The organism is Bacillus sp. LJBS17, from assembly GCF_019334685.1.
Lineage (GTDB): Bacteria > Bacillota > Bacilli > Bacillales > Bacillaceae > Bacillus > Bacillus subtilis.
Map to the genome: position 1 here is coordinate 3613539 of NZ_CP079759.1, position 17205 is coordinate 3630743.

Consider the following 17205-nt stretch of genomic DNA (forward strand, 5'->3'; position numbering starts at 1 on the left):
AATGGAATACCGTTTTATCTTGCACCATCACCCGTCCAAACTACTTTACAAGTTTTTAACATAATTTTTAATTCTAAAGTGAAAGTCAGATTGCGAATGTAATATAAATCAAATATCAGCTTTTCCTTCGGCGTCATATCGTAACCGCCGTTCACCTGAGCCCAGCCGCTCAATCCCGGTTTAACAGCCAGACGCTGTGTAAAGCCTGGAATCTCATTCTGGAATTTTTCCGTAAATACGGGCCGTTCCGGACGAGGGCCAATCATACTCATATCGCCTTTCAGCACATTAAACAGCTGAGGAAGCTCGTCAATTCTCGTTCTTCTGATAAAAGCTCCGATCCTTGTCACCCGCGGATCTTGCTTCTGTGCCCAAACCGCCCCAGACTTCTCGGCATCTATTTTCATGGAACGAAGCTTATAAAGCTTAAATGGTTTCCCGCCTTTCCCTACGCGTTCCTGCGTATAAATGGCAGGCCCCGGCGTCTCCAAACAAATCAATATTGAAAATACCGCAATCATTGGCAGCGCAATCGCCAACCCAATGAGCGCAAACCAAATATCCATTACGCGCTTTATTGCCAAATAACGAGCCGTCTTTTCAGATAATGTAAAAGAATGTATTTGCTGAACTGAGAATTCACGACTCACATTCATGCTTTTCTCTGCACTCACTGACACACACCTCACGATTTGTTTGGGATGTTATGATGACCTATGCCAGTCAGTTTAGCAGACGGATGTTAATTGGATGTAAATGGTATGTTAAGAAGTGTGAATTTGTTATTTTTTCTGACATTTATCCGTAAACTTTTTATTGTTTTAGACACTTTTTTTAAAAATTAAGCATATTGTTTAAAAAAAGAGACAAATCATTTTACTGATTTGTCTCTTTTCGTTGTGAAGCATTTAATATTGAAAATAAAACTTTGATTTAGAGGTTAACAGCTTGTATTGAACCTCAACCATTTTACTAAAGAATAACATGGATTTTCGTTCAACATTCCTTGTGTCCAAGACAATTGCTTGGTTATCCACTTTTGCACTGATTTTATTTTGAGAAGTGTTTATCGCAAATTCAATTAATCGCTCTTTCTTTACATGAGCTAGCTGTTCAAGCAAACCCTGCACGTTTACCGTCAATTTTGTGCAATTAGGCTCTAAGTCTATACGTTTTACCGGTAATGAGATTTCAGACTGTCCGGTATTCACAATCATTTTTGAATGATTTGGCAAACAGATTTGCTTATCTTTAAAAATAAATGATAAATCTTTTGATTCAGTTTCATATGAAAGTTCTGCTTCTGTATAGGCATGTTTCTTTATATCAATCGAAAGATTATCGTAGTTCATTGTGAAATATGGTCTTGCACTGAAGACAAACAACGCATTATGCCCTAAATACATCGTGTTTGTTGAATACTTATACGCAGCACGCTTGTTTCCGATTCTCGCCCTTAATTTATAGCCATCTATTGACGATTCAATAAAGAAATCCCAAACGCCTAAATCTTCTTCTGCAGATGCCAGTTCATCAAACTTGCACTCAAATGTAAATGTTGAATTTTCATACTTAGCCGGCGCGATATATTTTTCCGCCTTTGTATCGCGATGAACAAATATTCCTGTCAGAGATTGATTTTGATTCGTTTCATCATCCAACAATTTGTGTTTAATGGTTCCTTGAATGCTGAGGCTGTGATCGCTAAATTCAATATTCTGCAGATAATGTTCAAGCTTATTTTTATAATTTACTTTTAATAACTCTTCAGAAATTGGATAGCGTTCTAAGCTCGGATAACGTGCAATTAAATCCCCATTATTTACAACACAGAACTTTTTAATGTCTTGTTCTTCACGCTCATACTGGGTTAACCCCTGCAAATCATTATTTCGAATAAACAGCAGCCGCAATTTGATATGCGGAAGCACAAATTGGTCAGCCTCTTCAGGTACTGCATGAATAAATGAGGACAAATATTTAAACCATTCAGCTCTTTCTTCATCTGTCTTCATTTTTATTGTGACATTTTTTGTCCGCGAAAAATCGAAATGCCTGTTTAAAAATACTGCCATCAGTTTCGTTTTTCTTGCTTCTTCTAGATCACTAGCCTTGATAGCAGAGATAATATCTTCCATTGCTCCATAAAAGTTCTCTGGGGGAACATAAGCGACACTCATATGCTCACCGTCTCTTTTGACCAGATAGTAATAATCATAGTCAGCTGAAACAGAAATCTTCTTTGCTTTTAAATAAGCGTTCATTGTGAAGACTTGATCTTCCGCTGCTTTTATGTGAGTAGGGAAGATGATTTGATTTTCTTTTAAAAGTGAGGCTTTAAACAGTTTTTGGGGTCCCAATGTGAAAACAATTTTGGAATCAACCAAATCAACATCTGGGTTTGTTTCCTTAAACATTGATTTGGGAACACCTCGGCCGTTTATCCCTTTTAACTTACCTAAAGTAATATCTGAATCATTCTCTTTTGAGAAATTGTACCATCTTAACAATGCTTCATTGCCTAGATAGTCATCGGAATCAACAAACAGGATGTATTCACCTTTGGCAATTTTTATTGCATCATTCCGCGGCGCACCTGGACCGCCTGAATTTACGGTTCTTTCAACAACAACAATATTGTCATATTTCTTTTTATATCGATTCAAAATGTCTAAAGATGAATCCGTAGATTTATCATCGACACATATAATCTCATAATCCTCTTTTGGCATCGTTTGGTTAACTAAGCTATCAAGACATTCGGAAATAAGATCTTCTGAATTATATACAGGGATAACAATGCTTATTTTCATCGATTACCTCACTACCCTAATGGATCGGTTATATTTTTGCCTGATAATTATATCAAAAACATCTGTCAATAAGAATAGGCCTAACCTTAAATTTTGTTAAACTTTTACATAGCATATGTGGTTTAAAATTTTTCTCATTTTATCGTATAAAAAAGCTTGCCGGCAATTCCTGATGGGTTCTGCCGGCAAGCCGCTATTGATGTCTACTAATTTAATCCCCTAATAATATCCAATGATTCCTTCATATATTGCTTGAGCTGCTTTTTCTTGATACAAAGCACTCTTTAACTTACTTGCGTCGTTCGCATTTGAAATGAACGCCAGCTCCGCTAAACTGCTCGGCATCGTTGATTCTCTGATGACATGGAAATTCCCGATTTTCACGCCGCGGTTTTGAGTATTGAGTGCTTTATAGAGTCTGTTTTGTATTTCTGTCGCAAGCCGTTTGCTGTTTTCTGACTCATATTTTGTATAATAGTAGGTTTCAGTACCGGTTGCTGCTGGGCTCGCTGAATTGGCATGAATACTCACAAACAGGTTTGCATTATTGCTTTTTGCTTTTGCAACCCGCTCTGAAAGCTCTAAGAAAACATCTGTAGATCTGGCCATAATCGGAATGGCTCCACCATTAGAAAGTTTGCTGTTTACAAGCTTAGCAACGGCAAGGTTAACATCTTTCTCTTTTAAACCATTACCTACCGCGCCGCTGTCATAACCACCGTGTCCTGCATCCACAAATACCTTTTTGCCTACAATTACATTTTTAAGCTGGTTCACGACATTTGTTGTCACTGAAATAGTTCCCCCAAGAACTGTGAAGGTATTCTTGCTATTTGATCCGATGACTGTTCTTGTCGCAGTCGGCAATGAACCGGCGTCAGTAAATAGCATTGGGCGATTTTGCTTCGCCGCCAGCACAGAACCCGCTAAAGCATCTGCATATTGATAGCCATTGCTGACAAATGCAGCTTTTGATGAAGAATAATATTTTTTCGCTATGTTTGCAGCCACTTCAAAACGGCTGTTTCCGCCGATTCTTGTTGGTGAAGGAAGCTGGCTGTAAACATTTTTAGAGACACTGATTTCTCCTCCGACCACAATAGTCGATGATGTCCCTTTGCTGTTCATCGCACTTTTCGTTGGTGCAGGAATGGAGCTTGCAGTAGTCAGTAAAATTGGAATACCATTACGGGCAGCATAAGAACCGATCGCCAGACTGTCAGCATATGCCGTGCCATTTGCGATTACCGCTTTTGAATTTGAAGATAACTTTTTAGAAATATTTTGGGCAACTTCATAGCGGCTTCTTCCGCCGATCCGTTCCACATTGGAAATACCCAATTTTTTAATGTCGCTTACAACGTTGTTAGAAACACTGATCGTTCCGCCAATGACGATGACCTTGCTCGGTTTAAGCTGGCTGATTCTGTCTTTAGTCGGCGCAGTCAGTTTAGATGATTCCGTCAATAAAATCGGGGCATTGTATTTGTAAGCCAAAGGTGCAGCAGTTAATACATCGGCATATGCTGTTCCGTTTGCTATAACAACCGTGCCCGCACTGCTCCAGCCTTGTTTTGATACATTTACTGCAACCTCATATCTGCTTGCTCCATCCAGCCTTGTAACAGAGTTGGCCGCAAACGCATTTGGTACAAATAACACGACTCCTAGTATCAGCATAGGTATGCTTTTAAGAAAGATCCGCAAAGATAGTCCCTCCAAAGATTCATAATGATTCATAAATCAAATAACGAACAAAGGAGGCATCTCGCCTCCTTGGACTCTAACAATCTTTTAATAGCTTGATAGAGTTGTTCCCGGATAGTAAAAACTTAAAATCGTTGTATAAGATTGTCCGGCAGCTGCTCTGGCATTGGCTCCGTACTGACTCATGCCTATGCCGTGTCCGTATCCTTTACCGCTAATGAGAAAGGCGTTTGTATTGCTTGAGACAGAAGCGTATGTACTCTTCATATTCGAAGCGCCAAGCATTGTTCTCAGCTCTGTTGCCGGTACTGAAATTGTTGCCGTTTTTTCACTCAGGCTTCCATTTGAAAGAACGTAGCCATTTGATTTTTCTTTCACGAAATATGAGAATGTGACACTTGCTGTTTCCGGCCGCTGACCGGCAGTTTTCTCCGTGCTGAATTTCACACTGGATATTTTTGTGATTTTGATAGACTCAGCATTGCTGTATTTATTTTTAATAAACCAGCTTTTCAAACCGCTCAAATATGCTGAATTTGTTTCATTTTTAGAGCTCCACCAAGATCCAGGGCTTTTCAGATTCAGAGCGCTTTTATCAATCTGGGTTTTATTTAAAGACAGAGACCAGCTGATTTGCGGGTCGTATGTATCTTTTTTGGCGATTAAATAAGGAAGCTGGCTGCTCCACACCTCGCCGCTCGCTTCTGTATAGCCGCCGTTGCTTGAGGAATACGTAGCTGAAATCAAATTTCCATTGTATTTCAAAACTTTTCCTTTTGTAGCTTCAACAACTTCTGAAGTTTTCGAATTCCAGTCATATCCGCCATATACCTGAAAAGCAGTGGTGTCTTTTACTTCTTTTCCGGCCGAATTGATGGAATAAGTTCTCGCTGCGACAGCTTGGGCTTTAAGCGCTTCTTTCTGCCAGCTGGCCGGCATTTCATGAGGCACAACACCCTTTAAATAATCTTCAAAGGGGATATTCACATTGATCGGACGAATATATTTGCCTGACTCTATTGTAAATTTCATGTTTCCGAGATATGGCGTTCCATTTAGACTGATAGAATTTGTAGTTGCATACTTTTTAGGCTGTGCTGTAAAAGACGTTCCAAGCGTCTTGATTGCAGTACTGTTTTTATAAAGCACCAGGTTTCCGCCGGTTAACTTGACTGTATATCCAGTTCCTGCAAAAGTATCTGCCAGTTTGTTCTTTAGCGTATCACTGATGGAGATGCTTCCTCCAAGCAGCGCAAATGACTGAGTCCCTTTTGACGCTACCACATCAGCGACTGGTGACGGCAGGCTTCCTGATTCAACCAGCAGTAAAGGGCTTCCCTGCTTTGCTGCAAGCACAGATCCCGTTAATGCATCCGCGAATGTTTGGCCGTTTGACATAAATACCTTTGTTGCTTTCATATTTAATTCTTTAACGATATTGGCAGATACCTCATATCGTGAAACGCCACCAATCCGTTTCACAGTTGCCTTCTTTTTTAATGCAGCTTCCACACCAGTGCTGACACTCAACGGACCGCCGACAATTGTAACCTTGCTTGGAATTTTGTAATCACTGCGGATGTTATTGTCTCCCGCAAGTAAAATCGGATAACCGTTCATTGCAGCATATGGCGCGATTGACAGGGCGTCCGTAAAGACCATGCCTGTGGCCACTACTGCCTGGCTGTAATTCCCCATCCGATCGGCTATGTTTTTAGAAACCTCGTAACGGGTTGCTCCGCCAATCCGATCGATAGAACCATATTTTTTTAATGTATTTTCTACATTTTTAGAAACACTGATTGTCCCGCCAATGATGAGAATATTGTCAGGATTTAATTTTGCAATTTCGCTTTCTGTTTTTGGTGTTAGCGAATCTGCGTCTGTTAATAAAATCGGTGCATCGTACTTTTTGGCAAGCGGGGTTGCTGAGAGCGCATCGGCAAAAGCGTCCCGATTTACAATGACCACAGTCGTTGGATTTGTCCATCCGGCAGAGGCGACATTATTGGCAACATCAAAACGGGTTGCTCCTCCATATCGCTCCGTATCCGCAATTCTTGAGCCGGAAATTTCATATCCGCCTGTGATATCGACATCCAAACTTGATTTGCTGCCTACATAATTACTCAGCTTAACCGAAATGGTTTTATCAGCAGCTTTCGCAGTCTGCATAAACGCCGGACATGCTACAGCCGCCGCAGTGACTGACGATAGAAGCAAGAGCTTCATTTTTTTCAAAACATGGAACCCCCTAAGAGTTTTTTATTACTTTGTCTCAAGATCCTTAAGCATTAAAGCGCCATTTGAATCTTTTGTATATTTGACAACAACTTTTTGCCCTTCTGAAATGCTGTTCATTTTGTCCTGAAGGTCTGAACCAACCTGAATCGACGTCTCTTTATCATCAATAGTGACTGCAATTGTATGGCTGTCCGCCAAACCGGCAAAAGTGCCTTCCTTCGTTACTGTCTCTTCTGCAGCTGCATCCTGGCTGTCTGATTTTGTTTCTGCTCCTGATGTGTTCTGAGCTGTGCCGCACGCAGACAAAAGAAGCAGCATTGAGAACATTAAAATAGCAATTTTTTTCATTCCTATATCACCTCTCCACTTTTTATCGACAATTTTAAGCTTATTTTAAGATTTCTTTCAAAACAACGAAAAATTTTTGCGGATTTTCTTAAAATACCGAAACATTTGTTACAAGGAGCCGTCTATTGTAAAGAATCAGACAAATTTTAGTTGTTTTCAAATATTAAGAAACTTATAATCGTACTAGATTACAAAAAAGCGAGGACTTTATTATGAGAGCTGAAAAAAGAAAGAAAAAAAGAAAGGCGTTACTTGTCATTTTAGCCATTGTGGCCGTATTTGTACTCGGAACTGGAGGCTATGCATACTACTTATGGCATAAAGCATCATCAACCGTGGCAAGTATTCATGAAAGCATTGATAAATCGAAAAAGAGGGATAAAGAGGTCAGTATCAATAAAAAAGATCCTTTTTCCGTCTTAATCATGGGTGTGGATGAACGCGACGGCGACAAGGGCCGTGCCGATACGCTTATTTATATGACCGTTAACCCAAAAACGAATACAACCGACATGGTCAGCATTCCGCGTGACACGTATACAAAAATTATCGGAAAAGGCACAATGGATAAAATCAACCATTCATACGCTTTCGGCGGCACGCAGATGACGGTAGACACTGTTGAGAACTTCCTCGATGTTCCGGTTGATTATTTTGTGAAAGTGAACATGGAAAGCTTTAGAGACGTTGTTGATACACTTGGCGGCATTACAGTTAACAGCACATTCGCATTCAATTATGACGGTTATTCGTTCGGCAAAGGAGAAATCACACTGAACGGAAAAGAAGCGCTCGCTTATACCCGGATGAGAAAAGAAGATCCGAGAGGCGACTTCGGACGCCAGGACCGCCAGCGTCAAGTCATCCAAGGTATTATTAATAAAGGCGCTAATATTTCTTCCATCACGAAATTCGGAGATATGTTTAAAGTTGTTGAAGATAATGTGAAAACGAATTTGACCTTCGATAACATGTGGGATATCCAGTCGGATTACAAAGGTGCGCGGAAACATATTAAACAGCACGAACTAAAAGGTACAGGCACGAAAATCAATGGAATTTACTACTACCAAGCTGATGAAAGCGCCCTTTCCGATATTACAAAAGAGCTGAAGGAAAGCCTCGAAAAGTAAAACAAAAAGAAGCTTCGCACAATGTGCAAAGCTTCTTTTTTATTTGCCTGTAAATGAATCCGGTTGTTCTTTCCGGTACCCGTAATGAAACAGCAATTCTTCCACAATCCGGCGGGAAGCCTCTCCATCTCCATACGGATTAGAAGCCTGGGACATTTTCTCGTACTCATCATGATCAGTTAACAGCTGTTTTGCCAGCTGATAAATGTTTTCCTCATCCGTCCCTGCAAGTTTCAGCGTTCCCGCTTCCACTCCTTCAGGCCGTTCCGTCGTATCACGCAGAACAAGCACCGGTTTCCCGAGAGATGGGGCTTCCTCCTGCACGCCGCCCGAATCTGTCAATATAAAATACGATTTCGCTGCAAAGTTATGGAAATCGATCACCTCTAAAGGTTCAATCAGATGCACTCTGTCAGAATCACCAAAATGCTTATGAGCCGCTTCCCGGACAACAGGATTCAGGTGCACAGGGTAAACGACTTGTACATCTTCAAATTCCCCTACAATTCTGCGGATGGCCTTGAACATTTTTTCCATTGGCTCACCCAAATTTTCCCGGCGGTGAGCGGTCAAGAGAATCATTTTATCCTCACCCACCTGATCGAGAACAGGATGTGAGTAAGCATCCCTAACCGTTGTGTTGAGTGCGTCAATCGCTGTATTGCCCGTTACAAAAATAGAGTCGGCCTTTTTGTTTTCTTTTAATAAATTGTCTTTCGCCTGGCCTGTCGGAGCAAAATGCAAATCAGCAATCGCCCCTGTCATCTGTCGATTGAGCTCTTCCGGAAACGGGGAATACTTATTCCCTGTACGGAGCCCCGCCTCCACATGACCGACAGCAATTTGATGGTAAAAAGCGGCTAGGCTTCCGGCAAACGTCGTCGTTGTATCACCATGGACAAGCACAATATCGGGTTTAATATCTTTAAACAACTCATCCAATTTTACAAGTGCGTTAGACGTAATCTCTGCCAGTGTCTGCCGCTCCTTCATAATGTTCAAATCGAAGTCAGGCTTGATGTGAAACGCATCTAACACCTGATCGAGCATCTGTCTGTGCTGTGCAGTTACCGTTACATAGGAATCTATTTCAGGATATTTTTTCAATTCAAGCACAAGCGGTGCCATCTTGATCGCTTCAGGCCTGGTCCCGAAAACGGTCATCACTTTTAGTTTTTTCATATTTGTCACCTGGTTTCTTTGTTTAACGGGCTGTTAGATAGAATTTCGATTGGTCCGATTGTATAAATAGATCTACTTTCTTCTTTATTTTAAAGCACCATAGCTTTTTTTCAATATTTTTACTGCAAAAGTACACACTGACATCCTTTTTCGGAACCAATGTGGTTTTATAAGAATTAATGGATAAAACAATATTGGTGTTTTGTAAATAAGCCGGAGCAAACTTTTGCTGAACGAGATTCCGATCAACCTGTATCACTGTCCCATCAGCTGAACTGATTTGATTTTTTATTGGGATTAAAAACTCTTGGTTATTGCATTCGAGCAATAATAAAGATTGCTTCGGAAAAAACAATTGGCTTCCAGGAAATACGAACGTTAAATGCTGGTCCGAATCATTATCTCTGAATTCGACTTTCAGAACTTCCTGCTTTCTGATATCCACCGACAAATTATCATAGGTTTTAGTAAAGTACGGCCGTGCGCTGAAAGCATATTCCCCGTTATTCCCAATATATTTAGCATGTTTTGAATAAGGATACGGTTCTCTGCTGCTGCCAATTCGGACGCGTTTTTTATAGCCGTCTATCCCCGATTCAATAAAGAAATCCCAAACACCAATATCTTCTTCATGAATAGCCAAATCAGTAAACTTCGTGAGAAATTCAAATTCTCCGTCCTTGGAATACACTGGAGAAATGATTTTTTCAGTTTTTCTATCACGGTGCACCCAAATGCCGTATAAAGTTTGCATAGCTTGATGCTCTGGTTGTAAAGCCGTGTGGGTAACCGAGCCTCTTAATGTGAAAGTGTTGTCCTTCATTTGAAATTCGCTCACGTAATGACTGATTTTGTTTCTGTCATCAACAATCCGTTCATTCTCTGCCAAATGATATGAGATAAGGCTGGGATAGTTTGCTATGATATGACCATTTTTAACTGACGTATATTGGGCCATATTTTCTTTATCAGCTTCAAACTGCTTCAAGCCCTTTAGGTCATTATGGCGTACAAAGTGTAATTTTAACCGCGTATGAGAATGAACAAGCTTATCAATTTCCCGTGGTATATTTTGTTCAACAAAATGATGCAGCTCTGTCATCCATGTTTGCTGCTCCCGTTCGTCCTCGATTGTTACGGTAAAGTCCGTTGTTCTGGAAAAATCAAAATGACGATTTAAAAACTTCGCCATAAACTTCATTTTGCGATTATGTGAAAGACGGCTATTACGAATCATATCTATGATTACCTTCATTGCGCCATAGTAGCTTTGAGGCGCAACGTATGCAAACGTCATATGCTCGCCGTCATGCTGTACAGCATAGTAATAATCATAATCGGCCAAGACAGAAATTTTGTCCGCTTCTAAATAAGCCTGCATGACAAATACCTGATCCTCTGTAGCCTGTATATTAGAGGGGAAATATATGTCATGCATTCTAAGCAGTGAAACTTTAAAAAGTTTTGTCGGTCCTATTGAGTAAACAAGCGGAGATTTTACAAGATCCGCCTCAGGTTTCGTTTCCTTAAAAATAGCTTGCGGGACTGATCTGCCGTTTACACCGACCATTTTCCCAAGCACAATATCTGAATCATGCTGTTTTGCAAATTGATACATTCTCTCAAACGCTTCGATTCCTACATAATCATCGGAATCAATAAAAAAAATGTATTCACCGTTCGCAGCACGTATCGCCTGGTTTCGCGGCTCTCCCGGCCCTCCCGAGTTTTTTTCTCGTTCTATAACCGTTATATTAGAATACTGTTCACTGTACTTTTTTAATATTGAAACCGTGCCATCCTGAGAACAATCATCTACACAAATAATTTCGTACTCATTATTCGGCATGGTTTGTTGAACCAGACTATCCAGGCAGCGGGAGATAAAATGTTCTGAGTTGTATGTGGGTACTGCTGCAGTAATTTTCACCATGACACCTCTATCCTTATCCGCTTCTATTTCATTCACAAAAGCTCATATAATGAACAAAAACAGTATAAAAAAGCACTATTTCGTCATTTCAAATACTTCTTCCCATCTTTCAAATAATCGGGCTTCACTATATTCAGTATCCATTAAGTTCTTTGCGTTTTTTCCGTATTGAATGGCTCTCTCAGGGTTGTCGTACAAATAAATAATACTTTCAGCAAGCATGTCAATATTATCAGGTTCTACAAGCATTCCCGTTTCGTGTTCTTTTATGAGCTCCCTCGGGCTGTATTTCACATCAAAACTGACAACAGGGGTTGCGCACGAAAACGATTCACAAATCGCGAGACTAAACCCCTCAAATTTTGATGTTAATAATGTGGCAAGCGCCTGCTGATAAAATGGAGCAGGATTTGCGACATACCCTTTTAAATGTACATTATCTAACTTAAGATCATCGATCAATTGCTGGTATTCCTCATGGCCGGGACCGCTGCCATATATATTCAGGACAATATCCGGCCGGGATTTTTTTACGATTCCCATTGCTTTTATGACCTTATCGATCCCTTTTTCCTCATGATATCTGGCCACCATGACAAACTCGTTTTTCTTTTTTTCATACGTTTGTAATTTTTCAAGCCTTCTTGGTGCATGAGGAATAACAAAAATATTATTGTTCGACTCAAAATCCTTCATGATATCTTCTTTTTGTTCATTCGTTAATACGATCAGCCCGTCATAATCCTTAATATGCTCCATCGCATATTGATGATTGTTTCGAACTTTGCTGCCTAACGTATAAGGATAATCTAAATGATTTGAGTGAACACAGTAAAATCGTTTTGCCAATCCTGCACGCATTTCATTTACTTTTGAAGCACTTCCGACTCCATCACAGATGATAATAGGGTCCTTTTCTTTCTCACATAACGTTTCAAGCCAATGTGTATGAAACTGGTGCTTGTTTTTGAAAAATACAGCTTCCTTTTCATCACGGCCAAACAGCATAACTCCTTGACTGGCTCCTGTTTTAAAATGGTACCATTCTGTTAAATAACAGAAACCGTCGGGTGCTGTGTAGTGAATTTGATTGATTTTTCCGCTTCTTGTATCGAATATCACAGTTTTATTTACATAACCGCCATGAAAGAATTCTCGCTTTGTCATTTGCATATTTTCATTGAAATGATCTACATATAAAAGATTATCCGACTCATCCCATTTTTTCTTTTTTATATATAAGCCATTCTTGAAGTATTCCGTTTCTAATTTTTCCTCATTATGATGCGCAGCATATGGTTCTTCAAAGCGATTACAATTTTGATCATAGTAACTTTGTTGCACTTCCCCAATTTTTATATGCTTATGCTGATTTTTATAGTCATCATAAATATTGAGGATATTTACATCAGCATGCAGCCTTCCAGCGCTCTTCAGCACTTGCTCAATCTGATCATAATTGTCTTTATAATCAAGTGTAACCAAATCGATTTTATGGCCGCGCTCCGCAAATGTAAAAGATCTTGACATCATAGAGCTTGTAATGCCGCCTTTTTCAATGTCTATTTCATATATTAGTGAAAAGATCCTTCTCATCTTCAAGCTCCTTCTTCTGGTAAAACCTTGTCTGCTATTTTTTCACAAACAGCCGTTTCATTAATTTTCTCCGAAATCCCTCGGCAGTCTGAACACGCAAATAATTATTTTCTTTTTCTAAAGTAACTTGCCAGCCTGAAATACTTTGTTCTGATAATGGAATTTCCTTTGAACCGGTTATTCGCACACCTGATGCAAAGAAGCTATTATCCCACTCGCAACAGAGATGCAATTCAATGGTGGACAACTGATCTAATACAGAGTGAACACGAAGTGTACCGCTTACGGTAAATATTAGTTCTTCCTCGCTGTTTACTTTTGCGTTAAACGTGCTTTCAGTGCCGCTCTTTTTATTTTTTAACTTCCAATACATTTTATGGCGGCCAATAGCATGGGGAGGAATGCAGCCTTTAAATTCAACCTTGGCTGACAAATATAAATCGGATTTTGATTGCCATTCTGCCATTAACAGCTCAACATTCATATCCTTCAATTGATTATTAAATGGCACCTGATCTATTAGTTTGTCCACAAAACGCTTGCGGGTAAACGGCTCTTCAGAAACGTAATAAATATTTGTGCGAGGCCCCGTATTTTTAATTATGTCATGATATCTCTTCAAGGAAGGAACCACGAAAGCATCAAGGTGGCCTATTTCCTTTTCAGGTTTTTCCAACATCTCATTCGTCTCTATAAAACCTAGATACATGGAAGAATATTCAACTGAAAGAGATTTTAATGTAGTATATAACTCAACTTCAGAAGTCATAAATAAATAATCCGCTTCCTTTATCAAGCGGCTCAGAAAATAACGGGAAAGTTCATTTTCTGAATACAATACACTGACTATATTCTCTTTTTCGTCAAAAATGACAATTTTTTCAGTTGTTCCATCATTCTTATACCATTTTGTCATATAACAAGTGCCATCTGCCCTTAAATAAAGATGCTGCTTCGGTTTGTTAGTGTCCAGATCCATGTACATTAAGCTGTGTACATATCCAGACAAATCATATTCTTCCCTTTTAAATCTTTGCCTGCTTTCATTAAAGTAATCAATGACAGCAAGTTCTCCTGAGGCTGTAAACCTTTGATATTTGATATAACGTCCATTATTGTAATAACGATAAATTGGCTTATTTGGTTCTTGAATATATGTTAAACCTTCTTGTTCAATCGGATGCTTGATTTTATCTTTCTGAGGTTCAGAACCTTTAAAGTAGCTGTACATATTAATAACAGCAGTATCTTTAAAAGAAGAAGGCCCATTGGGCTCATGATGTAAAGTGACAATTTCCATTGGATAATTCCAATCGATCGTATTGATACTAAACTTTTTTGCAGCATTCAGCTCTTGACAAACAAATGCTAATTTTGGAGTAGAAACCTTAATTGTCATCATCTATTTATTACCTTTCAAATAAATTCGTACAGTCACATTTTCAGAACTACATTATATCACTTTTGCTGAGCAGGCTCTAGAGATGAAGAAGCTGTTATATTTCTTGAAATACCGGATCAGGTGAAACTGTTATATCTATCAATTAATGATATTTTTTTGTATTTCCTCGACCCCAAAGTCACTGAATTGACTCTTGTTTAATATTGGTTTTTCTTATATGATTAAATGTGTTTAACAGAATGAAAATAGGGTATTGATGAGAAAAGAAACTCAAACATTTTAAATACTCAGCATTCAAAAGAGTGACCCTAAATCTGTTCTTAAGGAAGGTGCTTTGAAATTGAAAAAAGTACGTAAAGCCATAATCCCTGCCGCAGGTCTCGGAACGAGATTCTTGCCGGCTACGAAAGCAATGCCGAAAGAAATGCTTCCTATCGTTGATAAACCTACCATTCAATACATAATTGAAGAAGCTGTTGAAGCCGGTATTGAAGATATTATTATCGTAACAGGAAAAAGCAAGCGTGCGATTGAGGATCATTTTGATTACTCTCCTGAGCTTGAAAGAAACCTAGAAGAAAAAGGAAAAACTGAGCTGCTTGAAAAAGTGAAAAAGGCTTCTAATCTGGCTGACATTCACTATATCCGCCAAAAAGAACCTAAAGGTCTCGGACATGCTGTCTGGTGCGCGCGCAACTTTATCGGCGATGAGCCGTTTGCGGTACTGCTTGGAGACGATATTGTTCAGGCTGAAACACCAGGGTTGCGCCAATTAATGGATGAATATGAAAAAACACTTTCTTCTATTATCGGTGTTCAGCAGGTGCCTGAAGAAGAAACCCACCGCTACGGCATTATTGACCCGCTGACAAGTGAAGGCCGCCGTTATCAGGTGAAAAACTTCGTTGAAAAACCGCCTAAAGGCACAGCACCTTCTAATCTTGCCATCTTAGGCCGTTACGTATTCACGCCTGAGATCTTCATGTATTTAGAAGAGCAGCAGGTTGGCGCCGGCGGAGAAATTCAGCTCACAGACGCCATTCAAAAACTGAATGAAATTCAAAGAGTGTTTGCTTACGACTTTGAAGGCAAGCGTTATGATGTTGGTGAAAAGCTCGGCTTTATCACAACAACTCTAGAATTTGCGATGCAGGATAAAGAGCTTCGCGATCAGCTCGTTCCATTTATGGAAGGTTTACTAAACAAAGAAGAAATCTAAACAAAAAGGCTATTGGACATTCATCCAATAGCCTTTTTTTATTTCAACATCAAAGTCAGTGTATGCTCTTCATTATCAACTGCAAAAACCTGATCAGCTGTATTCACAAGAAAACGCTTCTTGCTGCTGTCATACAATACATCGCTATCACTTAAGGATAGTGACGTCGGGGTGATAGGAGAAATGTTATGAAAAATAAGCTCTGTTGCTTTATCATTCTCCAACACATAGCTGATTTTTTCATAATCAAAATCTAATGTTTTTCTGCCGTCAGCCGTATCCCCTTCAGTATATCCATTCAACTTGGATTGAATGCTGGTTCTGCTGTCTCCCAGGAATTTCAGAAAGTATTCATAGGAAGAAGCTGCGTTTTGCGAGACATAAGACGTAAATGCAGCGGCATGCAATTCAGCATGTTTCATGTTAGCTGCAACAGCGCTCTTTTTCACATAATAAGAGTGCCCGTCAAATTTTATTTTCGCTGCTTGTTTGCCTTTTGCAGCTACCGTCACCTCTGTACCGAATGGCAGTGTAACGTCAGCCTTCTGTTTCAAACCCTGATCTTTATAAGCAGCCGCTTTTTCATTTGCTATAAACCCTTGCTTATTGACTGCGGTTAAGCGTTCCTCTGACTTGCCCTTTGCATTGCCATGATGATTCTTCACTTCATTTTGCGGGATAGCGCCAAACGAAGCAATTGTACGAAGCGGAGCATTAAAGAACATCGTTCCTGCCATGAATACAGTCAGGATAGACAAAATAGCAATTTGAACCGCATTAGCCAATGATTTCGGCTTTTTCTTCTTTTGGCGGAAACGGGCAAACGCTTCAGGATCTTCTTTCTTCCTCTCTTCCGTCTGCTCTTTTTTATATGTCTCTTTTTCTTTTTTAGACAGCTTATTAAACCAGTCAATAAACGCTTTATACTCTTTGACAACCGTTTTTGTTTCATCAAACATACGAAGCTCGCCATAGTGCATCCAAGCAACACGGTCACACATCTTTTCAATCTGACCGATTGAGTGGCTGACAAAGAAAATCGTTTTTCCTTGCTTTTTAAACTCATTTATTCTGTCTACACACTTCTGATAAAACGTTTGGTCCCCTACAGAAAGCGCTTCGTCAATTATTAAAATGTCAGGGTCAATATGCACGGAAATCGCAAAACCGAGACGAGATTTCATCCCGCTAGAATAGTTTTTAACCGGCTGATTAATAAAATCGCCAATCTCGGCAAATTCAACGATGCTGTCATACATATCATCAATTTCTTTATTGGTTAACCCCATCATCAAACACTTGAGCCGGACATTGTCCCGGCCCGTTAATTGGTTATTTAAACCGGCAGCAATCGCAATCAGCGACGGCTGGCCGTTCATTTCAATTTCACCGCTGGTCGGCGGAATAATTTTAGCCAGCAGGTTAGACATGGTTGATTTCCCTGATCCATTTATCCCTACAAAGCCGATTGTCTCTCCCTCATACACGTCAAAGGAGACATTCCGCACAGCAAAAAAACCATTATCCTTAGCCGGAAAAAACAATCCTTTTATCTTGTCCGATTGTTTTTTATACAAATGATATTGCTTTGAAACATTTCGAAACGAAACTTTTAGTTTCATCGTACA

At 39.6% G+C, this 17205-nt stretch carries 12 protein-coding genes; 2 read left to right on the top strand and 10 right to left on the bottom strand.

Annotated features, from left to right (window positions below):
• Nucleotides 1-14: 14 nt before the first annotated feature.
• From KXZ66_RS18730 to KXZ66_RS18750, 5 genes are all read right to left on the bottom strand, one after another.
• Nucleotides 15-674: a sugar transferase gene (locus KXZ66_RS18730; RefSeq protein WP_003242561.1), complete on the bottom strand. Its 660-nt coding sequence runs from the start codon at nt 672-674 to the stop codon at nt 15-17.
• A 234-nt stretch (nt 675-908) separates the two neighbouring features.
• On the bottom strand, nt 909-2813 hold the full coding sequence (gene tarQ, locus KXZ66_RS18735) for a (poly)ribitol-phosphate teichoic acid beta-D-glucosyltransferase TarQ (RefSeq protein ID WP_049140506.1): 1905 nt from the start codon (nt 2811-2813) through the stop codon (nt 909-911).
• Nucleotides 2814-3032: 219 nt separating this feature from the next.
• Nucleotides 3033-4520, bottom strand: coding sequence for an N-acetylmuramoyl-L-alanine amidase (locus KXZ66_RS18740; protein WP_031315357.1), 1488 nt, complete (start codon nt 4518-4520; stop codon nt 3033-3035).
• 87 nt (nt 4521-4607) lie between these two features.
• The gene (locus KXZ66_RS18745) at nt 4608-6761 is read right to left on the bottom strand and encodes a SpoIID/LytB domain-containing protein (protein WP_219144695.1); all 2154 of its coding nucleotides are present in this window, start codon (nt 6759-6761) and stop codon (nt 4608-4610) included.
• A gap of 27 nt (nt 6762-6788) precedes the next feature.
• Nucleotides 6789-7112 carry a hypothetical protein gene (locus KXZ66_RS18750; protein ID WP_021480727.1) on the bottom strand — a complete coding sequence of 108 codons (324 nt, stop codon included), beginning with the start codon at nt 7110-7112 and terminating at the stop codon, nt 6789-6791.
• 212 nt (nt 7113-7324) lie between these two features.
• Here KXZ66_RS18750 and lytR point away from each other — a divergent pair, with 212 nt between their 5' ends.
• Nucleotides 7325-8245: a polyisoprenyl-teichoic acid--peptidoglycan teichoic acid transferase TagU gene (lytR, locus tag KXZ66_RS18755; protein ID WP_219144696.1), complete on the top strand. Its 921-nt coding sequence runs from the start codon at nt 7325-7327 to the stop codon at nt 8243-8245.
• 39 nt (nt 8246-8284) lie between these two features.
• On the opposite strand, the gene wecB is transcribed toward lytR, so the two are convergent.
• The 4 genes from wecB to KXZ66_RS18775 all read right to left on the bottom strand — a co-directional run bounded on the left by wecB (nt 8285) and on the right by KXZ66_RS18775 (nt 14358).
• The gene (gene wecB / locus KXZ66_RS18760; protein ID WP_041850465.1) at nt 8285-9427 is read right to left on the bottom strand and encodes a non-hydrolyzing UDP-N-acetylglucosamine 2-epimerase; all 1143 of its coding nucleotides are present in this window, start codon (nt 9425-9427) and stop codon (nt 8285-8287) included.
• A 22-nt stretch (nt 9428-9449) separates the two neighbouring features.
• Entirely contained in the window at nt 9450-11360 is a 1911-nt protein-coding gene (locus KXZ66_RS18765; RefSeq protein WP_029318775.1) for a glycosyltransferase, read from the bottom strand.
• A 75-nt stretch (nt 11361-11435) separates the two neighbouring features.
• Nucleotides 11436-12956, bottom strand: coding sequence for a glycosyltransferase (locus tag KXZ66_RS18770; RefSeq protein WP_103803398.1), 1521 nt, complete (start codon nt 12954-12956; stop codon nt 11436-11438).
• Nucleotides 12957-12990: 34 nt separating this feature from the next.
• A complete protein-coding gene (locus tag KXZ66_RS18775) occupies nt 12991-14358 on the bottom strand; it encodes an alpha-glucosyltransferase N-terminal domain-containing protein (protein ID WP_103803397.1) in 1368 nt (455 codons plus the stop codon).
• A gap of 340 nt (nt 14359-14698) precedes the next feature.
• Here KXZ66_RS18775 and galU point away from each other — a divergent pair, with 340 nt between their 5' ends.
• Nucleotides 14699-15577 carry a UTP--glucose-1-phosphate uridylyltransferase GalU gene (gene galU / locus KXZ66_RS18780; RefSeq protein WP_003227944.1) on the top strand — a complete coding sequence of 293 codons (879 nt, stop codon included), beginning with the start codon at nt 14699-14701 and terminating at the stop codon, nt 15575-15577.
• 38 nt (nt 15578-15615) lie between these two features.
• On the opposite strand, the gene tagH is transcribed toward galU, so the two are convergent.
• Nucleotides 15616-17199 carry a teichoic acids export ABC transporter ATP-binding subunit TagH gene (gene tagH, locus KXZ66_RS18785; RefSeq protein WP_151870018.1) on the bottom strand — a complete coding sequence of 528 codons (1584 nt, stop codon included), beginning with the start codon at nt 17197-17199 and terminating at the stop codon, nt 15616-15618.
• Nucleotides 17200-17205 lie beyond the last annotated feature (6 nt).